A 21,868-nucleotide genomic window follows, 5' to 3' on the forward strand; every position below is an offset into this window, starting at 1 on the left:
CCTGTCAGCGCGCAGGGGGCGGCTTCGCCACCCATCGGGGATAAATCCCCTCGCCACAGAATGTGCACCGCAGGGGGATGCCATAGCAGGCAGAAAGGATTTATGTGTACAACTTTTTATATTTAGCTGGAACAATCCGATGGTTTTTTGAGAACATCCCGTTCCGCGACGTGACCGCAATGCGTCATGAGGTCGCAGAACGACGTTATTAGTCTGATTTTCACAAGCGCAACGCATCATGTAGTATGCCTCGGCGCGCACTACATAACGCTGGATCGATGTCTGCCCAAGGCATGTTCGCAACCCTGAAAGCCCCGTCAGCAAGGCCCCCAAGCCGTTGATTGGTCCCAGCCCAGCCGCCAGCAATGGCATGTACTGGTCGGAAGGTTTGTGGTTTAAATGGCCAGAGGCTTCATTGTCAAAATTGAAGAGCTGAAAAGCGAAATAGCTGAGCAGAGTGAGGCAAGCAATGACTGAACACGTTCAAGTCGGTGGCCTGCAGGTCGCCAAAGTCCTGTTCGACTTCGTGAACAACGAAGCCATTCCCGGTACCGGCCTCACCGCCGAAAAATTCTGGGAAGGTGCCGACAAGGTCATTCATGACCTGGCGCCGAAGAACAAAGCCCTACTCGCCAAACGCGATGACTTCCAGGCTCGCCTTGATGCCTGGCACCAGGAACATGCCGGCCAGGCGCACGACGCCGTGGCTTACAAAGCCTTCCTGCAAGAAATCGGTTATCTGCTGCCAGAAGCGGCTGATTTCCAGGCAACGACGCAAAACGTCGATGATGAAATCGCCCGTACCGCCGGCCCGCAACTCGTGGTGCCGGTGATGAACGCCCGCTTCGCCCTCAACGCCTCGAACGCCCGCTGGGGTTCGCTGTACGACGCCCTCTACGGCACCGACGCGATCAGCGAAGACGGTGGCGCGGAAAAAGGCAAAGGCTACAACAAGGTGCGTGGCGATAAAGTCATCGCCTTCGCCCGTGCGTTCCTCGACGAAGCGGCGCCCCTGGCCGCCGGTTCCCACGTCGATTCGACGGCTTACAAGATCGTTGACGGCAAACTGCTGGTCACCCTCAAGGGCGGCAGCAACACTGGCCTGCGCAACGATGCACAGCTGATCGGCTTCCAGGGCGATGCCAATGCCCCGATCGCGATCCTGCTGAAGAACCACGGCCTGCATTTCGAAATCCAGATCGACGCCAGCACCCCGGTCGGCCAGACCGATGCCGCCGGCGTCAAAGACATCCTGATGGAAGCGGCACTGACCACCATCATGGACTGCGAAGACTCCGTGGCTGCCGTCGATGCCGACGACAAAGTGGTGATCTACCGCAACTGGCTCGGCCTGATGAAGGGCGACCTGTCCGAAGAAGTCGCCAAGGGCGGCCAGACCTTCACCCGCACCATGAACCCGGATCGCACCTACACCAAGGTCGATGGCAGTGAACTGACCCTGCACGGTCGCTCGCTGCTGTTCGTGCGTAACGTCGGTCACCTGATGACCATCGACGCGATCCTGGACAAGGACGGCAACGAAGTGCCGGAAGGCATTCTCGACGGTCTGGTGACGTGCCTCGCGGCGATGCACAACCTCAACGGCAACACCTCGCGCAAGAACACCCGCACCGGCTCGGTCTACATCGTCAAACCGAAGATGCACGGCCCGGAAGAAGCGGCGTTCACCAACGAGTTGTTCGGTCGCATCGAAGATGTGCTGGGCCTCAAGCGCAACACCCTGAAAGTCGGGATCATGGACGAGGAGCGCCGCACCACGGTCAACCTCAAAGCCTGCATCAAGGCTGCCAGCGAGCGCGTGGTGTTCATCAACACCGGTTTCCTCGACCGTACCGGCGACGAAATCCACACCTCCATGGAAGCCGGCCCGATGGTGCGCAAGGCCGACATGAAGGCCGAAAAGTGGATCGGCGCCTACGAGAACTGGAACGTCGATATCGGTCTGAGCACCGGCCTGCAAGGTCGTGCACAAATCGGTAAAGGCATGTGGGCGATGCCCGATCTGATGGCGGCGATGCTCGAACAGAAAATCGCTCACCCGCTGGCCGGTGCCAACACCGCCTGGGTGCCATCGCCGACCGCGGCTGCGCTGCACGCGCTGCATTACCACAAGGTCGACGTGTTCGCCCGTCAGGCCGAACTGGCCAAGCGTGCCCGTGCTTCGGTGGACGACATCCTGACCATTCCGCTGGCGGTCAACCCAAGCTGGACGCCTGAGCAGATCAAGAACGAACTGGACAACAACGCCCAGGGCATTCTCGGTTACGTGGTGCGCTGGATCGACCAGGGCGTGGGTTGCTCGAAAGTGCCGGACATCAATGACGTCGGCCTGATGGAAGACCGTGCAACGCTGCGCATCTCCAGCCAGCACATCGCCAACTGGCTGCGGCACGGTATCGTCACCGAAGCGCAAGTGATGGAAAGCCTCAAGCGCATGGCGCCAGTGGTCGATCGACAAAACGCCAACGACCCGCTGTACCGTCCGCTGGCACCGAACTTCGACAGCAACATCGCCTTCCAGGCAGCAGTCGAACTGGTGATCGAAGGCACCAAACAGCCGAACGGCTACACCGAGCCGGTACTGCACCGTCGTCGTCGCGAGTTCAAGAAAGCCAACGGCCTGTAAATTTGCGCTGATGTGAAAAAGCCCTGGTCGAGAGATCAGGGCTTTTTTGTTGGCCTATAAAAATCTCCGGACCACTGGAGATCCCTTGTGGGAGCGGGCTTGCTCGCGAAGACGGACTCACATTCAACATTAACTTCGACAGAAAGGACGCATTCGCGAGCAAGCCCGCTCCCACAGGGGGGGCGGTGTAGCTTGAGAGTCAGGGATCAATGCCCAATTCGTGTTTGACCAGGCCCAGCAACTTCACCGTATCAATCGGCTTGAGCAGAAAGTCCACCACGCTCAGGTGCATCGCGGCGATGGCGTCTTTCACATCGGCATCGCCCGAAACAATGATGATCGGTAACGCCGCCCGCTCCGACTCACGCACCTGCCGAATCAAATCCAGTCCACCGACATTGCCCATACGCAAATCAGTGATCACCAGCCCGATCGAAGGTTTTTCGTCGAGCATCTTCAGTGCGGTTTCGCCGCTGGCCGCGGTCATGCAACGAATGCCATCTAACGCGAGTATCTCCGACAACAGCTCCCGGGCGTCCTTGTCGTCATCGACGATCAGTACACGCTGCGGCGGCAAGTCGGGTTCGAGCATTACTGCGCTGAGCGCTTCACGCTCGGCGTCGCTCAAAATATCGTGGTCGGACATGGCATTCTCTACGTTTTCAATTCAGTCACCTGGCACAGTCGTCAGACATCGCTAAGCAGAGCTTCAATGTGCACTTCGTCGGATTTTTTTCCAAGTGGCTGGCGGGGGAATTTCCGACTGTTTTTGTAGGGCACTTCCCAAATGTGCCGAACGGCATGGCAAACCTAGACTTACGTCCAATGGGCACCCCGCGCGCAGGGGCCGACCATGGCCGCAACGATCCGACAACAACAATTCAAAAAAGACTGCGGTAATGGTTATGAGTAAAGCGGACGCCTTCACCCAGGCAGGGAAAACCGCGGTGTTGCAGAACATTCAGGGCACCCTGCAATTCCTCCAGCGCTTCCCGCCCTTCAATCAGATGGAACACGCCCACCTGGCTTTTCTGGTGGAACAATGTCAGCTGCGCTTCTATGGCCAGGGCGAAAGCATCATCAAGCCCGCCGACGGGCCGGTCGAATATTTCTACATCGTCAAACAGGGTCGCGTGGTCGGCGAACGCCAGCACATCACCCGGCCTGGCACCGAAACCACCTTCGAGATCACCACCGGCGAATGCTTCCCGCTGGCCGCGCTGATTGGCGAACGGGCGACCCGTACCGAACATCTGGCCAGCGAAGACACCTTCTGCCTGCAACTGAACAAACCGGCGTTCATCAAACTGTTCGCCCTGTCCAACAGCTTCCGCGATTTCGCTTTGCGCGGGGTCAGCAGCCTGCTCGATCAGGTCAACCAGCAAGTCCAGCAGAAAGCCGTGGAAACCCTCGGCACCCAGTATTCGCTGAACACCCGCCTCGGCGAATTGGCGATGCGCCATCCGGTGACTTGCAGCCCCGACACGCCGTTGCGTGAAGCGGTGAAGCTGATGCACGAGCAACAGGTCGGCAGCATCGTCGCGGTGGATGAGCACAAGGCGCCGCTGGGGATTTTCACCCTGCGTGATCTGCGCGAAGTGGTCGCCAATGGCAGCGGTGATTTCAGCGAAACCATTGAGCGGCACATGACCTGTTCGCCGTTCTTTCTGTCGCCCGATCACAGCGCCTTCGACGCGGCGATTGCCATGACCGAACGGCACATCGCCCACGTCTGTCTGGTCAAGGATCAGCGCCTGTGCGGCGTGGTTTCCGAGCGCGATCTGTTCTCGCTGCAACGGGTGGATCTGGTGCACTTGGCCCGAACCATCCGCAGTGCCCAGCGCATCGAACAACTGGTGAGCCTGCGCGGCGAGATCGGCCAACTGGTCGAACGCATGCTCGCTCACGGTGCGTCTTCGACGCAGATCACCCACATCATCACCCTGCTCAACGACCACACCGTGTGCCGGGTGATCGAACTGACCCTCGCCGAAAAAGGTGACCCCGGCGTGCCGTTCAGTTGGTTGTGCTTCGGCAGCGAAGGCCGGCGCGAACAGACGCTGCACACCGATCAGGACAACGGCATTCTGTTCGAAGCGCGGGACGCTGCACACGCGGCGGAGATTCGCGGCAAGCTGCTGCCGATCGCCCAGCAGATCAACCAGAGCCTGGCGCAGTGCGGCTTCAGCCTGTGCAAGGGCAACATCATGGCCGGCAACCCTGAGCTGTGCCTGTCCCGAGCAGAATGGGCGCGGCGCTTTGCAGCATTTATCCGCGAGGCGACGCCGGAGAACCTGCTCGGTTCGAGCATTTACTTCGACCTGCGGGTGGTCTGGGGCGACGAGAAAGGCTGCGCTCAACTGCGCCGGGGGATTCTCGATCAGGTCGGCGACAACCGTTTGTTCCAGCGCATGCTGGCCGAGAACGCCCTGCGCAATCGCCCGCCCGTAGGGCGTTTCCGCGAGTTTGTGCTGGCGCGCAAAAACGGCGAGAAAGCCACCCTTGATCTCAAGGTTCAGGGCCTGACGCCCTTCGTCGACGGCGCACGCCTGTTGGCACTGGTCAATGGCATCGAAACCAACAACACCCTCGAACGCTTGCGCCAACTGGTTGAAAAAGAGGTGATCGAACGTCTCGACGGCGCTGCGTATGAAGAGGCCTACCACTTCATTCAGCAGACACGCATGCAGCAGCATCAGATCCAGACGCGGGAAAATCTGCCGTGGTCGAACCGGGTCGATCCCGACAGCCTCAATCATCTGGACCGACGCATCCTGCGTGAATCCCTGCGCCAGGCCCAGCGCCTGCAAAGCAGCCTGGCCCTGCGGTATCAGCTATGAGCCTGTTTTCGTGGCTGCGGCCGGCCAGCCCACTGCTGTCGGCAGACCTGCAACAACGTCTGGCGACGTTGCCGGCGATCAGCGAACTGAAAGAATGCAGCCTGCGCGAGCAGCGTTGGGTGGTGCTCGATCTGGAAACCACCGGGTTGAACCTGAACAAGGATCGCGTGCTGTCGATCGGCGCGGTGGTGATCGAAGACGGCGCAATCGACTTCAGCCAGCAGTTCGAGCGTACCCTGCAATGTCGGGAGCTGAAACTCAGCCCGAGCGTGTTGATTCATGGCCTGGGGCCGAATGCGATTGCCGCCGGCAGCGACCCGGCCGAGGCGTTGCTGGAGTTGATGGCGTTCATCGGCGACAGCCCGGTGCTGGCGTTTCATGCGCCCTTCGATCAGCACATGCTCGGGCGCGCATTGAAAGAACACTTGGGTTACAAGCTGCAGAATGTGTTTCTGGATGTCGCGGACATGGCGCCGTTGTTGTGCCCGCAGGCGAATATCCGCGAGGCCGGCCTGGATAAATGGATCGACTGGTTCAAGCTTGAGGTGTTCGAGCGGCACAACGCGAGTGCCGATGCACTGGCGACGGCGGAGCTGGCGCTGATCCTGTTCAGCCGGGCGCGGCAGCAGCAGATTCATAGTCCGTTGAACCTGCAGCAGCGTTTGAGTCAGTGGAAACGTCGTCAGCAGGCGCCGTCCTTCTAAAAGCCCCCTCACCCCAACCCTCTCCCAAAGGGAGAGGGAGCTGACCTTATTGTCTTGCGTTATACATCGACCTGAAAAACCAGATCGATTATGGATTCAGCAAAGCACTTTCCGGTCGGTGCAGCTCCAGAATATTCCCTGATCGGTCCCCTCTCCCCCGGGAGAGGGTTAGGGTGAGGGGCAGCTCTTGTGCACCCACCCGACCAGTGGCCAATTGCTAACCATTCCCACCTCTGCGAGAATCGCGAACAATTCTCGTTGGTTAACATTTCCCAATCGGTGCGTCTGGTGTCGTCAGTCCCAAGCCCTCACAGTGAACTCGTCGGTGCGTTGTATCGCGACCATCGCGGTTGGCTGCTGAGCTGGTTGCGGCGCAATGTGGCTTGCCCGCAACGAGCCGAAGACCTGAGCCAGGACACCTTCGTGCGTTTGCTCGGTCGCGAGCAACTGCTGACGCCGCGCGAACCCCGGGCGTTTCTAGTGGCGATTGCCAAGGGCCTGCTGTTCGACTACTTCCGCCGCGCCGCACTGGAGCAGGCCTACCTCACTGAATTGATGCTGATCCCCGAAGGCGAACAACCGTCGGTCGAAGAGCAGCAACTGATCCTCGAAGACCTCAAGGCTATCGACCGCCTGCTCGGCAAGCTGTCGACCAAGGCCCGCGCCGCCTTCCTTTATAACCGCCTCGACGGCCTCGGCCATGCTGAAATCGCCGCGAAGCTTGGCGTCTCCGTGCCGCGTGTGCGGCAGTACCTCACGCAGGGCATCCGCCAGTGCTACATCGCCCTGTACGGTGAGCCGACATGAGTCCGGCCAGCTCCAAACCGGTCTCCGCGCAGGTGCTGGATGCGGCGATTGCCTGGCAGTTGTCGCTGGATTCCGGCAGTCCGCTGGAGCGCGAGGAGTTCGCCAAATGGCATGCAGCGAATGAAGAACACGCCCGCGCCTGGCGGCAGTTGGGCATGCTCGATCAGCGCTTCAGCGTCGCCAACGGCCCGGCCCGCGCAGCCTTGCTGCAATCGCGCGAAGGCATTCGGCGGCGCGTGCGCAAGCTCGGCAGCGGATTGGCCAGCGTGGTGGCGCTCGTCGGTCTGGCGTTGTTTGCCGGTGATCGCTACTTGCCGCTGGATTACTGGCTCGCCGATCAACGCACCGCCACCGGCGAGCAGCGTACCGTGCGGCTGGCCGATGGCACCGTGCTCAACCTCAACACCCACAGCGCGGTGGATGTGCGTTTCGATGCCAGGCAGCGGCTGATCGTGTTGCAGGAAGGCGAGATCATGGTCGAGACCGGCCATGGCGATGCGCGGCCGTTCATTGTCGAGACGCGCGAAGGCAGCATGCGCGCGTTGGGCACACGGTTTCTGGTCAAGCGTGAAGACCAAGGCACACGCTTGAGCGTGTTGCAGTCGGCGGTGGCGGCGCATCCGCAAAGCCATCCTGAAGAGCGGATCCTGCGTGAAGGCCAGCAAGTGCTGATCCGCAATGACGGCCTCGACACGGTCGCCGCGCTCACGCCCGGCGCCGATGCCTGGACCCGCGGCATGCTGGTGGTGGACAACGCGCGACTGGAAGACCTGGTGCATGAACTGGCGCGTTATCGCCGCGGATATCTGGGCGTGGCGCCGGAAATCGCTGACCTGCGCATCACCGGCAGCTTCCCGCTGCACGACACCGACAAGGCCTTGAGTGCGCTGCTGCCGACCCTGCCGGTGCAGATCGAGCAGCACACGCCGTATTGGGTCACGGTGGCGAAGGCTGATACCAAGCCTTAAAAAATTCGTTGTCAGGGAAATAGCTATCGCGAGCAGGAATGCGTTCCCCCTGTAGGATTGAGCCTGCTCGCGATAGGGCCACCCGCAGCACTCGAAAATTCCGAATCGGCCGCCCCACTCCCAGTTAATCGAAATTATTTTCATCCAGCCCTATCACTTTTCAATTCTCGTCCGGCACACAGGCAATTGAGAAATATTTCCATTCAGGAGCCTTCGCATGTCCCGTTCGCTAGACACCTTGCTGCGCCCCAGTCTGCTGGCCGTCGCCATCGCCCTCAGCGCGCCGCTGTTCAGCAGCCCGTTGCTCGCTGCTGAACAGGCCTCCAGCGTGCGTGCCTACAACCTGCCAGCGGCGCCGCTGTCGACCACGCTGAACCAGATCGCCAGCCAGGGCGGCCTCGCGTTGTCGCTGAATCCGTCGCTGGCCGCCGGCAAGACCTCTGCGCCGGTCAGCGGTCAGTACGACGCCGCCGGTGCTCTGCGCGCGGCGCTGCAAGGCACCGGTCTGCAACTGGAACAAAGCAGTACCGGCACCTACACTCTGGTTGCAGTGCCGGAAGGGACATTGGCGCTGCCGGAAACCGCAGTGATCGGCGTGGAAAATCTGGAAACGGCCTGGGGCCCGGTCGAAGGCTACACCGCCACCCGCACCGCCGCCGGCACCAAGACCGACACCGCGCTGGTCGAAGCACCGCGCTCGATCTCGGTCGCCACCCGTCAGCAAATGGACGACCGCAGCGTGCACAGCCTCGATGACGCCGTACGCTACATGCCGGGCATCACCGCCAGCAGCTACGGCAGCGACACCCGTATCGACTGGCTACGGGTGCGCGGTTTCGAGCCGACTCAGTTCCTCGACGGCCTGCCGCTGCCCAAGGGCGTATACGCCAACCCAAAGCCTGAAACCTGGAACCTCGACCGCCTCGCGCTGCTGCGCGGCCCGGCCTCTTCCGTCTACGGCCAGACGCCGCCGGGCGGTCTGCTGGACATGGTCAGCCGGCGCCCGAGCGCGGAAGCCAGCAGCGAAATCCAGTTGCAGTACGGCAGCGACAACCATCGCCAGATCAACTTCGCCAGCACCGGCAAGATCGACGACGCCGGCCAGTTTCTCTACGGCATCAGCGGTGTAGTGCGCGACAGCGACACGCAGATCGATCACATCGAGAACAAGCGCTACAACATCGCGCCGAGCCTGACCTGGAACATCGATGACGACACCAAATTCACCCTGCTGACCCAGTTCACCCGCGACGATACCGGTGTCACCAGCCAGTTCTACCCGATTCAGGGCACCAAGATCGACATGCCGTTCGGCAAGATTTCCCATCACAAGAACCTCGGTGATCCGGACTACGACTTCTACGACCGCACCTACTACGCGCTCGGTTATGCCTTCGAGCATCGCCTCAACGACGTCTGGCAGTTCAAGCAGAACCTGCGCTACACCAAGTCGGATCTGTCGTTCCAGACCGTGACCGTCAACAGTTACAACCCATCGTTCGCCGGCTTCACCGTGGATGCTCAGGGCAATGTCGGTCGCGGCACCACCAACGTTGATGAAGACATCAGCCAGTTCGCCGTGGACAACAACTTCCAGGCCGACTTCGCCACTGGCGACATCCGCCATACGCTGTTGCTCGGTCTGGATCACCAGCGCAGCAACACCAACTACACGTCGATCTTCGGCACCGCGCCGGACATTAACGTCAACAACCCGATCTACGGTCAGCCGATCACCCGTCCAGCACGCTCTTCGGCGTTCTATGACTATGACCAGAAGACCTACCAGACCGGCCTGTACGTACAGGACCAGATGGCCCTCGACCAGTGGCGCCTGACCCTCGGCGGGCGTGAAGACTGGGTGCACACCGGCACGCAGTTCATCAACAAGGGCGACGCCACCAACACCCAGCGCGACAAGGCGTTCAGTGGCAACGCGGCGCTCAGCTACGTGTTCGACTCGGGCTTCGTGCCGTACCTGTCGTACGCCGAATCCTTCCAGCCAACCAGCGGCGCCGATGCCACCTCCACCGGTTCGCTCAAGCCGACCGAAGGCAAGCAATGGGAACTGGGCATCAAGTACCAGCCGCCGGGCAGCAAGACTCTGCTGAGCGCTGCGGTGTATGACCTGACCCAGAAGAACGTCGCGGTCAACAGCATCGTCAACAACGTGACCATCACCAGCCAGACCGGTGAAGTGAAGGTCAAAGGCCTGGAGCTGGAAGCGGTTTCCGACGTCACCGATAACCTGAAAGTCATCGCCGCCTACACCCTGGCCAAGTCCGAAGTGCAGAAAGGCGTGGACAAGGGCAATCGCCTGCAACTGATGCCTAACCAGCAAGCTTCGCTGTGGACCGACTACACATGGCACAGCGGCGTACTCGACGGTTTCGGCATCGGCGGTGGCGTGCGTTACACCGGCAACACTTACGGCGACAAGGCCAACACCTGGCTGGGCAAAGCGGACGCCTACACCGTGTTCGACGCCTCGGTGCATTACGACCTCGGTCGCCTGGACAACAGCCTCAAAGGTGCATCGGTCGCGGTCAACGCCACCAACCTGTTCGACAAGGACTACATCTCCACCTGCGACGGCTACTACTGCTACTACGGTGACCAGCGCAGCGTCATCGCCAGCGCCACTTACAAGTGGTAAGCGCGTGAGCTGAACCAGGTTCTGTCACCAGGCCGTCCCCCGTGGACGGCTTCGGTGTTTTTGAAGGTCATGAAATGAAAAGTAAAACAATTCGCCGCTGGTCGTTCATCCACACCTGGACCAGCCTGATCTGCACCGTGTTTCTGCTGCTGTTGGCATTGACCGGTCTGCCGCTGATCTTCCATCACGAGATCGAGCATCTGCTCGGTGATGCCCCACAAGTGCGCGAGATGCCGGTCGACACGCCGCGCTTGAACCTGGCGCAACTGGTCGAGGCCGCAGAAAAACATCGCCCAGGTGAAGTGGTGCAATACTTCGGTTTCGAAGACGACGAACCCAACGCCGTACTGACGATCATGGCGAAGACCGCCGGCACCGAACCGAACTCGTCGCACACCTTCATGCTTGATGCGCGCACCGGTGAAGCGCTGGAAACCCCGTCGGCCAATGGCGGGCTGATGCTGTTCATCCTGCGCCTGCACGTCGACATGTTTGCCGGACTGCCGGGCAAGTTGCTGCTGGCGTTCATGGGTCTGCTGTTCGTGGTCGCGATCATCTCGGGTACGGTGCTCTACCTGCCGTTCATGCGCCGCTTGCAGTTCGGCACCGTGCGTCAGGACAAGTCCACCCGCCTGCGCTGGCTCGACCTGCACAACCTGATCGGCGTCGTTACCCTGACCTGGGCCTTGGTGGTCGGCGTCACCGGCGTGATCAGCGCCTGCGCCGATCTGCTCATTGCCGCGTGGCGCAATGACACGCTGAGCGCCATGGTCGCGCCCTACCGCGATGCCCCGCCGCTGACCCGACTGGCACCGGCCACCCGCCTGCTCGACATCGCCCGGGACGTGGCGCCGGGCATGAACCCGGATTTCATCGCTTTCCCCGGCACGCGGTTTTCCAGCGAGCATCATTATTCAGTCTTCATGAAGGGCGGCACGCACCTGACCTCGCACCTGCTGACGCCGGTGCTGATCGACGCCAGCACCCTACAGGTCACCGCTGTGGCCGAGCGCCCGTGGTACATGGACGCCATGGGCATGTCCCAGCCGCTGCACTTCGGCGACTACGGCGGCATGCCGATGAAGATCCTCTGGGCAACCCTCGACGTGCTGACCATCATCGTCCTCGGCAGCGGCGTGTATCTGTGGGTGGTGCGGCGTAAAGCGGCGAAACCGTTGCCGCGGGAGGCTGCTGCATGAAGCCGCGTCAGTCGAGTTTCTGGAAAGTGTTCAGCACGCCGCTGGTGATTGCGCTGCTGAGTGCGGCGGGGTTGTTTTCGGCGTTGCTGGGGGACGGGATCTGGGATGCGTTGAGTTGGGTCGGGCTGGGTGTTCCCGCATTTCTGGCCATTAGAGGTTTGCTGCCGCGCGAGTGATTTTTGTGCTGCCTGACAGGGCCTCTTCGCGAGCAAGCCCGCTCCCACAGGGGATTTTTGAACGAAACAGATCCAGTGTGGGAGCGGGCTTGCTCGCGAAGGCGGCCTGATGAACACCAGCAAATCCCTCGCCAGCCGTTCTGTATCTGACTAGGCTAATCTCCTGCTCTTCGATGACCACCGAGGTTTGCCAATGTCCGCCCCCAGCATGACCCTGTTTCACAACACGCTCTCCCCGTTCGTGCGCAAAGTGATGGTGCTGTTGCTCGAGACCGGCCAGCAGGATCGCGTCGCCCTGCAAGACTGCGTCCTCACCCCGGTCAGCCCGGACGCTGCGCTCAACGCCGACAACCCGCTGGGCAAGATTCCCGCCCTGCGTCTGGCCGACGGCAGCGTGATCCATGACAGCCGCGTGATCCTCGAATACCTCGACCAGCAACACGTCGGCAATCCGCTGATCCCTCGCGAAGGTTCGGCCCGCTGGCGGCGTCTGACCCTGGCCTCGCTGGCCGACGGGATCATGGACGCCTCGGTGATGGTGCGTTACGAACTGGTGCTGCGCGCCCCGGAAAAACACTGGGACGAGTGGCTCGACGCCCAGCGCGACAAGATTCGTCGCGCCCTGGCCTATCTGGAAAGTGACGCCATCGCCGAGCTGACCAGCCATTTCGACGTCGCCGCAATCAGCGTCGCCTGTGCACTGGGTTACATCGATCTGCGTCATCCGGATCTGGACTGGCGCAGCGCCAATCCGCAACTGGCCAACTGGTATTTCGACGTGAGCCAGCGACCGTCCATGGTTGCCACGATGCCCAAGCCTTAAGTCGGCCGCGCCTGATCCGGCCCCTTCGCGAGCAAGCTCGCTCCCACATTGGAATGCGTACTCCTGTGGGAGCGAGCTTGCTCGCGAAGGCACCAACTCGCATCCAAAGGCAGAAACCCGACAATTCGCGTCACCAACTCTTCCTTCCAGCGCTGATCCTCACGCAGCCCGCTCATTGCATCGCCCCCACATCAAATTCCAGCGGCTTGGCCGGTTTTTGCCCGATCCCGTACCAGTCGAGTTTGCGCGTCAGCACCATGAACACCCCGAGCAGGCCGAACAACAGCAGCGAACCCATCAGCAACGCGTAATCCTCGGCGCTCAGCAGGCCATACAGCAGGCCATACAACGCCGCCAATCCCGCAGAAAAACTCAGGCCGTGGCGCACGCTGTGCAGCACGTGGCAAACATAAAACCCGATCAACAGCACACAGCCACTAGCCGACAGCAGATACGCCAGGGCAAAGCCGATGTGCTCCGACAACGACAGCAGCAACAGATAGAAGAACGCCAGCGCCACCCCGACCAATGCGTATTGCACCGGGTGCACCGCTAGACTTTTGAGCACTTCGAACAGGAAGAAACCGGCGAACGTCAGGACGATGAACAACAGCGCATATTTGATCGCCCGATCACTCTTCAGGTACTGATCCACCGGATCGATGAAACTCACGCCGAAGCTGCGCCCGTTGAACGCCTCGCAGTCATTGCCCATCACGCAACGGCTCATGGCTTCTTGCAGGTTGGTGGAGAAAAACGTGGTCTGCCAATCAGCGCTGAAACCCTGGTCGCTGATCTCGCGTTTGCCCGGCAGGAAGTTGCCGACAAAACTGGGGTGCGGCCAGTTGGCAGCAAGACTGACGTGACTGCTTTTGCCCACCGGCAACACCTGCAACGAACCGGTACCTTGCAGACGCAGGTCGAAACCGAAGGCCAGCTCCGTGGCGTTGCGGGTATCCAGCGCCGGCAACGTCACCCGCACGCCTTCGCCGAGCCAGCCGACTTGGGTACCTGGTACGAAGTCCAAGCGCTGGCCATCGAGTTCCAGTTTCAGGGCGTTTTCGATGCCGCGAATATCGCTGATGCCCACCGCCAGAAACGGCGCATCGAACTGGTAATCGGCAAAGTCTTCCTTGATCCCCAATTGCGCCGGCAACGAGAAATGCCCGTTGATGCGATTGTCGGCATGGAACAGTCGCGCCTCGTAAATACCGCGATTGCGCAGCTCGGTCTGCACTTGGCCGTCGAGCTCGAAACGTTCCGGCAGAAAGTACAGCCGACCACGCTCTTCGCCCAGTTCTTCGTAGCGCTGACTGGTTTTCTCGTTGGTCTTCCAGGTGCGCACCACTTTGCGATACGGCACCACCATCACCGGCCCGCTCAGTTGCTGGCTGTAGCTGGAGCTGCGGGCGATGTCTTCGAGCACGCCGTCGCGCAGTTGCTGGCGATCATCGATGATGCCGTCAATCATCAGCAGCGGTATCAGCAACAGCAGGATCAGCAGGGCAATCGCCCCGAGCTTGATGGTCAGATTCTTGTTCATGGGACTCTCCCTGTTTGGATGGGCAGAGTCTGCTGTTGATGTATGAGGGGAATGTGGGGGGAATATGGAGATTGTGTGGAGACTGCACCGGCCCCTTCGCGAGCAAGCCCGCTCCCACAGTTGATCTTTGGTGTGACCGAGACCTGTGTTTCAACACCCCCCCCTGTGGGAGCGGGCTTGCTCGCGAAGGCAGCGACTCGGTTTCAGGACAAGCGCAATGTCACTTCCACACCGCTCTCGACGTTGCGGATATGCATCGACCCACCATGCAACTTCACCACTTCCTCAACAAAGTTTAGCCCCAGTCCAGTGCTCTTGCGCCCACTGTCCGGGCGCGGCAGCGAATAAAACCGCTCGCTCAGGCGTGGCAAGGCGTAATCGGGAATCGCCGCTGCTTCGTTGAACAAGCGCAACTCGACCTGCTCCCCTACGCGCTCGGCACTGAAGCGCAGCAGCCCGGCGACCGGGGTGAAATCCAGCGCATTCTCCAGCAAGTTGCCCAGGGCCTGACGCAACAGAAACGGCTCGCCGATCAGCAGCAGATCTGGTGCAATCGTCTGCTCGACCGTGAGCCGCCGCCCCTCGATCCGCGCCGCCTGCGCCTGCAACAATTCGTCAACCAGTCCTGCCAGCGGCACCGCCACCCGTTCCTCAAGCCCCTGACGCTGCTCGACTTGCGCCAGATTCAACAGCCGCTCGATCAACTGCTGCATCCGTGCGCTTTCGCTGTCGATGTTGCCGACAAAGCGCAGGCGCTGAATCGCTGGCATCTCATCCTGCAGCAATTCCGCAGCACCGCGAATCGCCGCCAGCGGACTCTTCAATTCATGGGTCAGGGTGTGCACGTAGCGTTCGACGTAAGCCTTGCCTTCGAGCTGGGTGCGCATCTGCTCCACCGCTGTGGCCAGTTGCCCCAGTTCGCCGCCACGGTAATGCGGCACTTCCACTCGCCGACCTTCGCTCACCGCCTGCGCATACCCGGTCAAACGGTGCAGCGCGCGGCTCAGCCACCACGACAGCAAAGCGCCGAACAGCAGACCGAGGCCGATCAGCCCGGCACCGTAAAACAGCAAGCGCCGCTCGGTACGATCAACATAAGGCTGCAATGAGCTGTTGGGTTTGGCCACGGTAACCACGCCGATGATCCGGCCGTTGTCGCGGATCGGCGCACCGACGTGCATCACCGAGGAGTTCGCATCATTCGGATCGCTGCGGCTCGAACGAGCGCCGTACTCACCACGCAAAGTCAGGTAGACGTCGTTCCAGCGCGAGTAATCCTGACCGACCGCCACGCCGCTGGAATCCAGCACCACGATGCCTTTGGCGTCGGTGACGTAGATGCGGTGGTTGACCTGATTTTTCGGCAAACCCCAAATGGTCGCCTGCGGCTGGCGTTCACCGTAGGCACGCAACAATTCGGGCCAGCGGTTTTCGCTGAGCGTGCCGGCCTTGAAATCATCACGGAGAATTTCCGCCATCAGGTTGGCGGTGTCGACCAGGGTTTCTTCGGTGGACTGGCGCACGCCCGGGCGGATTTCTTCCATCACCGTGTTGAGCACGAAGTAACCGGTCAGGCCGATAAACAGCACATACACCAGAAAAATCCGCAGCCCCAACGACATCAGCTGTGCCCCGGGCTGTAGCTGTAACCGAGGCCGCGATGGGTCTGGATCGGCTCGGCATCGGCCCGCACCAGGCGCAATTTGGCGCGCACGCTTTTGATGTGGCTGTCGATGCTGCGCTCGTAACCGGCGTCCGCCGCCACGCCCAGCGCATCGAGCAATTGCTCGCGGCTGAACACCCGCTGCGGTTGTTCGAGCAGGCATTGCAACAGGCGAAACTCATGACGGGTCAGGCTCAACGGCTGTCCCCGATAGACGATCTGCGCACGCTCGGCATCGATGCGAAACAGCGTCGAGGACGCTTCAACCGCAGGACGCGGCGCCATGCGCTTGAGAATTGCCCGTACCCGCGCGGCGACTTCCCGTGGGCTGAACGGCTTGACCACGTAATCGTCGGCGCCGATCTCCAGCCCCACCACCCGATCGATCTCGGCGTCCCGGGCACTGAGGAACAGCACCGGCACTTCACTGAAGCGCCGCAGCTGTTTGCAGGTTTCGAAACCGCTGATGTCCGGCAGGCCGATATCGAGAATGATCAAGTCAGCCGGGGTCTGCCGTTGAAACTCCAGCGCCGCCGCGCCGAGGCTCAGCCACGTGGTGGCGAACCCCTCGCCCTGCAGGGCAAAAATCAGCGTGTCGGCAATCGCCGCTTCGTCTTCGACAATCAGGATATGAGGCATGGCGTCCGAGCCCATGGGTTAAGTGCGCGAACGGTGCCCCAAGCCTGACGTTACGTCAATGAGACCACTTAGCAGTCCGGCTTGTCGGCGGTGAAACGCCGCGCCGGGTTCACTGCCGCGCCGAACTCGCGCAAGGCCTTGGCACCGATCAGCAGCGGGTAGTTGAAGTTGCTGCGGTCGGTCAGGTTGACCTCAACGGTGCGCTTGACGTTGCCCAGGCACAGTTCCAGATCGACCACAGGGCGCTTGGCGACTTCAGTGCTGTCACCCTCGTCCTCTTCATCCGAGCGGCTCTTGATCTTGCTGATCCGCGCGACCTTGTGTTCGTAGACCTTGTTGCTGGCATCCTTGGTGCCGAGGCGGAAACGCACCCAGTTCTCGCCGTCGCGGGTGAAAGTCTCGATGTCCTTGGCCGACAGCGAGGCGGTCAGCGCGCCGGTGTCCATCTTGGCCTTGAGCACCTCACCACCGATTTCCGGCAGCGCGATGTATTCGTAACGCCCGTACAGGGTCGGCTCGGCGGCCATGACCGGCAGGGCGACGAGGGCAAACAGTGCAAGGAGGGATTTCACGTAGAGGGCTTCCTTGGAAAATGAGGGCGTCAGACGCGAGATTTTAGACAGCCGGCGAGCAATTGGTTCGCTTGAGTCCGCCTTCGCGAGCAAGCCCGCTCCCACAGGGGATCCGGGATCTGTTGGAGATGGCATGCACACTGAAGATCCACTGTGGGAGCGGGCTTGCTCGCGAAGAGCCCAGCCCTGCCAACACAGTAATCAGCGCCAGCATAGCCAGCCAAAAGTGAAACATTCGTCACCATCGATTTGGCCTCTCACCCGAAGCCACTTATCATGGCGCGCCCATCCGCCTTCATAGAGTTGCTTATGCGCCGCCTGCTCACCGGCTGTTTCGTCACCCTGCTGCTGTTGCTCAACACCCTGATCCTGATCGGGCCGTTGTTGGTCTTTGCCCTGCTCAAACTGATTGCGCCGGGGCGCTGGCGCGACTACGCCTCGTGGGCGGTGATGTGGATTGCCGAGACCTGGGCGGAAATCGACAAGCTGATTTTTCGCCTGTGCATCCCCACCCAATGGGATATTCGCGGCGGCGCAGACCTGCGTGGTGACACCTCGTACCTGGTGGTCAGCAACCACCAGTCGTGGGTCGACATTCCGGCGCTGATCCAGACCCTCAACCGGCGCACGCCGTTCTTCAAGTTCTTCCTCAAGAAAGAACTGATCTGGGTACCGTTCCTCGGTCTGGCGTGGTGGGCGCTGGATTACCCGTTCATGAAGCGCTACACCAAGGCGTTCCTCGCTAGGCACCCGGAACTGGCGGGCAAGGATCTGGAAATCACCAAACAGGCCTGCGAGCTGTTCAAACGCCAGCCGGTGACGGTGGTGAATTATCTGGAAGGCACCCGCTACACCGCGGCGAAAAGCGCGCAGCAGCAGTCACCGTTCAAGCATCTGCTCAAACCCAAGGCGGGAGGTGTGGCGTTTGTTCTGGCGGCGATGGGGGAACAGCTGGATGCGCTGCTTGACGTGACCGTGGTTTATCCACAGCAGAAGATTCCGGGGTTCTGGGATCTGATCAGCGGCAGCGTGCCGCGGGTGATTGTCGACATCCAGACCCGCGAACTCGACCCGGCACTGTCGCAGGGCGATTACGAGAACGATCCGCAGTTTCGCCAGCAGGTCCAGAACTGGGTCAACCAGCTCTGGACCGAGAAGGATCAGCGCATCAGCGAACTGCGCGGCGAGCGCGGCTGAATCAGCTACCGGTGCCGGCGCCCCAGATGCTGCCCAGACTCTGCAGCAGCGGGCCGCCGACGCCCTGATCACCCAGGTACTTGAGCAACACCGGGGCAAACTGGCCGACCATGCCGCTGTCCATGCCCAACGCACCGAAGGCATTGTTCAGGTCGTTGGTGTCCTTGACGTTGCCCAGCGCGTTTTCCAGCCCGGCCGACTTGCCCGACGAACCCAGCAAACCACTCAACGCCGCCAGGTTGCCGCTGCCGCCCGACAGTTTGTCGATGCCCGGCACTTCTTTGGCCAGCTGCGAATAATCGGTGCTGCTCAACTGATTCTTGGCCAGGCCGAGCATGGCGCTGGTGCCACCGACGGCTTGCTGAGGCGTAACACCGAGACCGGTAACGGCTTGCAGCAAACCGGCGGTTTCCGAGGTCGGCGCGGCGGCGGTGGCAGCGTTGCCACCCTGCATGCTTGCAGCCGCTTTGGTCACGTCGTCCAGACTGAAGCCGGCAAACACCGGGCTCGCTGCAAGGGTCATCAGTGAAGCCAAGGCAATACCGCGTGAAATCTTCATTCAGACATCCTCTTGCGCTGTGGTAACCGCCCGTCTATGAGCGGCAAAACTGCCGGTTTGACCGGGTTTCAGCCAGCATGTTCCTCGCCGACGCATCCATTTTCAGCATAGCCACGTATATAAAACGTGAAACCGCGGATAACCCGAGATGAATGGCACAAGCGCCGTCGCTGAACTAGCCTGTGAACAGCCCGAGCAGCGCCCTCGTCGCCCGCCCATTGCCTGGAGAGCCGTCATTTCCATCGCCGACCCCGATCAGTTGCGCCAGCTGTTGGCCCAGTGCTCACTGGGCGACCGCGGTGCATTCGAAACGCTCTATCGCAGCGTTGGCCCACGCCTGCACGGCGTGGCCCTGCGCTTCATGGGCCGGGCGGATCTGGCCGAGGAAGTGCTGCAGGAAAGCTTCGTGCGCATCTGGAATAACGCCTCGCGCTACGAAGCCCACTTGTCGGCGCCGCTGACCTGGATGATCAACATCACCCGCCATCAGGCCATCGACCAATTACGCAAGCAGCGCGAACGGCCGCTGACCGACTTCGAACAGGACACCCTGCCGGACGATGGCCCTTCAGCCCACGACCTGTTGAACAGCAGCCGCGAAGCCAGCGCGCTGCACCGTTGCCTCGACACTCTCGACGGCATGCAGCGCCAGTCGATCAGCGTCGCCTACTTTCAGGGTTTGTCCTGCTCGGAACTGGCCGAACACCTGGCGGCACCGCTGGGCTCGGTGAAGTCGTGGATTCGTCGCGGCATGGAGCGTCTGCGCAGGTGCCTTGAATCATGAACTACCAGACCCCCGCCTTGCGCCGCGCCCTCGCTGCCGATTACGCCATTGGCCTGATGTCGGCAGCGGCGCGTCGGCGCTTTGAACAATTGCTGCTGGATGACGCAGCACTGCGAACCGAGTTGGCGCAGTGGCAGGAGAGCCTCGCCAGCCTTACCGAAACGCTGCCGGAGCACCCGGTGCCGGATCGGGTGTGGCAAGGCATCACCGCGCGGATCGAGCCGCAAGTACTGCACGTCCCGGAAAAACGTCCGTTCTGGAACTGGCTGCGCGTCAGCGTCGCTGCCTGTTCGATCGTGGTGCTGGTGTTCCTCGGCTCCCTGTACAACCGCGACGACGCCCGCTACCGCGCCACCTTGCTGAGCGCCGACACGCAGCCGGCACTGAAGGTCGAGGCGCATGCGGATTATCTGCAAGTCGAACCGCTGACATTGGCGGCAGTCGGGCCAGATCGCAGCCTGGAACTGTGGGCGATACCGGCGGACGGCAAGCCGATTTCGCTGGGGGTGATTCCTGCAGGCGGCAAAGGCAAGGTTGAACTGAGCGCGGCGCAGAAAGTCTTGATCGGCCAGCCGATTGCGCTGGCGGTGAGTCTGGAACCGAAAGGTGGTTCGCCGACCGGGCAACCGACGGGGCCAGTGCTTTACCAAGGCGCGTTAGCGGCTCTCTGACTCTGGCACCACAAACCTTTTGTGGCGAGGGAGCTTGCTCCCGCTGGGCTGCGAAGCGGCTCAAATCTTGTGTGGGTAATTTTCCTGAGACGCCGCATGTGTGGATTTTACGACGGCTTCGCCGCCGAGCGGGAGCAAGCTCCCTCGCCACAGGTTTCGTGCTCATCCCCATAAAAAACGGCGACCTTGAGGTCGCCGTTTTGCATTGCCTGAAACTTACGCCGCACTGAACAACCGATGCGGATCGATCACAAACTTCTTCGGCACACCGGCATCGAACTCGCCGTAACCTTCCGGCGCCTGATCGAGGCTGATGACCTGCACGCCGACCACTTCGGCGATGTTGATGCGGTCCCACATGATCGCCTGCATCAGTTGGCGGTTGTACTTCATCACCGGGGTCTGACCGGTGTGGAAGCTGTGGGATTTGGCCCAGCCCAAACCGAAGCGGATGCTCAGGCTGCCCATTTTCGCGGCGGCATCGACCGCGCCCGGATCTTCGGTCACGTACAGGCCCGGAATACCGATCTTGCCGGCGACGCGCACCACGCCCATCAACGAGTTGAGCACGGTGGCCGGGGCTTCGGCTTTCACCCCGTCATGCCCGTGGCCGCGTGCTTCGAAGCCCACGCAGTCCACCGCGCAATCGACTTCCGGCTCGCCCAGCAGTGCGGCGATCTGTTCGTGCAGCGGCGTGTCCTTGGACAGGTCGACCACTTCAAAACCCTGAGCCTTGGCGTGCGCCAGGCGGATGGTGTTGACGTCGCCGATGATCACCACCGCCGCCCCCAGCAGACGCGCCGAGGCTGCAGCGGCCAGACCGACCGGGCCGGCGCCGGCGATGTAAACGGTGCTGCCAGGGCCAACGCCCGCCGTCACTGCGCCGTGATAGCCGGTCGGGAGGATATCGGAGAGGCAGGTCAGGTCGCGGATTTTCTCCATGGCCTTGTCGCGATCCGGCAGTTTCAGCAGGTTGAAGTCAGCGTAAGGCACCAGCACGTATTCGGCCTGGCCGCCGGTCCAGTCGCCCATGTCGACATAACCGTAGGCACCGCCGGCACGGGCCGGGTTGACGGTCAGACAGACGCCGGTGTGTTGCTCCTTGCAGGAACGGCAGCGCCCGCAAGCCACGTTGAACGGTACGGAAACCAGGTCGCCGATCTTCAGGTTCTCGACGTCGGAACCCTTTTCGATCACTTCGCCGGTGATTTCGTGACCCAGCACCAGACCGGTCTGCGCCGTGGTCCGGCCGCGCACCATGTGCTGGTCGGAGCCACAGATGTTGGTGGACACCACACGCAGAATCACCCCGTGCTCGATCTTCCTGCCACGCGGGTCCTGCATTTTCGGATAGTCGATTTTCTGTACTTCGACCTTGCCAGCGCCGAGATACACCACACCACGATTGCCAGACATGCTT

General features: G+C 61.4%; 19 protein-coding genes. 12 read left to right on the forward strand and 7 right to left on the reverse strand.

All coding sequences use genetic code 11. From position 1 onward, the window contains the following. The first annotated feature begins 469 nt into the window (after nt 1-469). Nucleotides 470-2,647, forward strand: coding sequence for a malate synthase G (locus KCG87_RS00415; protein WP_003228921.1), 2,178 nt, complete (start codon nt 470-472; stop codon nt 2,645-2,647). A gap of 199 nt (nt 2,648-2,846) precedes the next feature. Here the strand turns inward: KCG87_RS00415 and KCG87_RS00420 are convergent, their stop codons facing one another. Beyond that, nucleotides 2,847-3,293, reverse strand: coding sequence for a response regulator (locus tag KCG87_RS00420; RefSeq protein WP_098965943.1), 447 nt, complete (start codon nt 3,291-3,293; stop codon nt 2,847-2,849). Nucleotides 3,294-3,552: 259 nt separating this feature from the next. On the opposite strand from KCG87_RS00420, the gene KCG87_RS00425 reads away from it, so the two are divergent. The 8 genes from KCG87_RS00425 to KCG87_RS00460 all read left to right on the forward strand — a co-directional run bounded on the left by KCG87_RS00425 (nt 3,553) and on the right by KCG87_RS00460 (nt 12,820). Next, nucleotides 3,553-5,487 carry a DUF294 nucleotidyltransferase-like domain-containing protein gene (locus KCG87_RS00425; protein ID WP_348983724.1) on the forward strand — a complete coding sequence of 645 codons (1,935 nt, stop codon included), beginning with the start codon at nt 3,553-3,555 and terminating at the stop codon, nt 5,485-5,487. Further along, nucleotides 5,484-6,191 (forward strand): 3'-5' exonuclease, encoded by a 708-nt coding sequence (locus tag KCG87_RS00430; RefSeq protein WP_210556512.1) that lies wholly within the window; start codon nt 5,484-5,486, stop codon nt 6,189-6,191. The genes KCG87_RS00425 and KCG87_RS00430 overlap by 4 nt, the downstream gene beginning before the upstream one ends. Before the next feature lie 288 nt (nt 6,192-6,479). Beyond that, nucleotides 6,480-6,998, forward strand: a complete 519-nt coding sequence (locus tag KCG87_RS00435) for an RNA polymerase sigma factor (protein WP_098968459.1) — start codon at nt 6,480-6,482, stop codon at nt 6,996-6,998. Next, a complete protein-coding gene (locus KCG87_RS00440; RefSeq protein ID WP_210556510.1) occupies nt 6,995-7,966 on the forward strand; it encodes a FecR family protein in 972 nt (323 codons plus the stop codon). The genes KCG87_RS00435 and KCG87_RS00440 overlap by 4 nt, the downstream gene beginning before the upstream one ends. A 217-nt stretch (nt 7,967-8,183) precedes the next feature. Further along, nucleotides 8,184-10,622 (forward strand): TonB-dependent siderophore receptor, encoded by a 2,439-nt coding sequence (locus tag KCG87_RS00445; protein WP_210556508.1) that lies wholly within the window; start codon nt 8,184-8,186, stop codon nt 10,620-10,622. Nucleotides 10,623-10,696: 74 nt separating this feature from the next. Continuing rightward, nucleotides 10,697-11,821 carry a PepSY domain-containing protein gene (locus tag KCG87_RS00450; RefSeq protein ID WP_210556506.1) on the forward strand — a complete coding sequence of 375 codons (1,125 nt, stop codon included), beginning with the start codon at nt 10,697-10,699 and terminating at the stop codon, nt 11,819-11,821. Next, nucleotides 11,818-11,997 carry a hypothetical protein gene (locus KCG87_RS00455; RefSeq protein WP_098965951.1) on the forward strand — a complete coding sequence of 60 codons (180 nt, stop codon included), beginning with the start codon at nt 11,818-11,820 and terminating at the stop codon, nt 11,995-11,997. Before KCG87_RS00450 ends, KCG87_RS00455 begins: the two co-directional genes overlap by 4 nt. Nucleotides 11,998-12,190: 193 nt before the next feature. Beyond that, complete coding sequence (locus KCG87_RS00460) at nt 12,191-12,820, forward strand: glutathione S-transferase (RefSeq protein WP_210556493.1); 630 nt, start codon at nt 12,191-12,193, stop codon at nt 12,818-12,820. 172 nt (nt 12,821-12,992) lie between these two features. Here the strand turns inward: KCG87_RS00460 and creD are convergent, their stop codons facing one another. The 4 genes from creD to KCG87_RS00480 all read right to left on the reverse strand — a co-directional run bounded on the left by creD (nt 12,993) and on the right by KCG87_RS00480 (nt 17,237). Continuing rightward, the gene (gene creD / locus KCG87_RS00465; RefSeq protein ID WP_210556491.1) at nt 12,993-14,363 is read right to left on the reverse strand and encodes a cell envelope integrity protein CreD; all 1,371 of its coding nucleotides are present in this window, start codon (nt 14,361-14,363) and stop codon (nt 12,993-12,995) included. A 203-nt stretch (nt 14,364-14,566) separates the two neighbouring features. Continuing rightward, on the reverse strand, nt 14,567-15,985 hold the full coding sequence (gene creC / locus KCG87_RS00470) for a two-component system sensor histidine kinase CreC (RefSeq protein WP_210556490.1): 1,419 nt from the start codon (nt 15,983-15,985) through the stop codon (nt 14,567-14,569). Beyond that, nucleotides 15,985-16,665 carry a two-component system response regulator CreB gene (gene creB, locus KCG87_RS00475; RefSeq protein WP_210556488.1) on the reverse strand — a complete coding sequence of 227 codons (681 nt, stop codon included), beginning with the start codon at nt 16,663-16,665 and terminating at the stop codon, nt 15,985-15,987. The genes creC and creB overlap by 1 nt, the downstream gene beginning before the upstream one ends. 68 nt (nt 16,666-16,733) lie before the next feature. After that, the gene (locus KCG87_RS00480; RefSeq protein ID WP_007962587.1) at nt 16,734-17,237 is read right to left on the reverse strand and encodes an ATP-dependent zinc protease; all 504 of its coding nucleotides are present in this window, start codon (nt 17,235-17,237) and stop codon (nt 16,734-16,736) included. A gap of 309 nt (nt 17,238-17,546) precedes the next feature. On the opposite strand from KCG87_RS00480, the gene KCG87_RS00485 reads away from it, so the two are divergent. Next, entirely contained in the window at nt 17,547-18,434 is an 888-nt protein-coding gene (locus tag KCG87_RS00485; protein ID WP_135296718.1) for an acyltransferase, read from the forward strand. 1 nt (nt 18,435) lies between these two features. Here KCG87_RS00485 and KCG87_RS00490 read toward each other — a convergent pair whose 3' ends face one another. Beyond that, complete coding sequence (locus tag KCG87_RS00490; protein ID WP_135296719.1) at nt 18,436-18,993, reverse strand: DUF2780 domain-containing protein; 558 nt, start codon at nt 18,991-18,993, stop codon at nt 18,436-18,438. A gap of 148 nt (nt 18,994-19,141) precedes the next feature. On the opposite strand from KCG87_RS00490, the gene KCG87_RS00495 reads away from it, so the two are divergent. Beyond that, nucleotides 19,142-19,777 (forward strand): sigma-70 family RNA polymerase sigma factor, encoded by a 636-nt coding sequence (locus tag KCG87_RS00495; protein WP_210556486.1) that lies wholly within the window; start codon nt 19,142-19,144, stop codon nt 19,775-19,777. Beyond that, complete coding sequence (locus tag KCG87_RS00500) at nt 19,774-20,448, forward strand: anti-sigma factor (protein ID WP_210556483.1); 675 nt, start codon at nt 19,774-19,776, stop codon at nt 20,446-20,448. Before KCG87_RS00495 ends, KCG87_RS00500 begins: the two co-directional genes overlap by 4 nt. 216 nt (nt 20,449-20,664) lie before the next feature. Here the strand turns inward: KCG87_RS00500 and fdhA are convergent, their stop codons facing one another. Then, on the reverse strand, nt 20,665-21,864 hold the full coding sequence (gene fdhA / locus KCG87_RS00505) for a formaldehyde dehydrogenase, glutathione-independent (protein ID WP_027610665.1): 1,200 nt from the start codon (nt 21,862-21,864) through the stop codon (nt 20,665-20,667). Nucleotides 21,865-21,868: the final 4 nt, after the last annotated feature.

Source organism: Pseudomonas sp. MWU347 (assembly GCF_017947305.1).
GTDB lineage: Bacteria > Pseudomonadota > Gammaproteobacteria > Pseudomonadales > Pseudomonadaceae > Aquipseudomonas > Aquipseudomonas putida_A.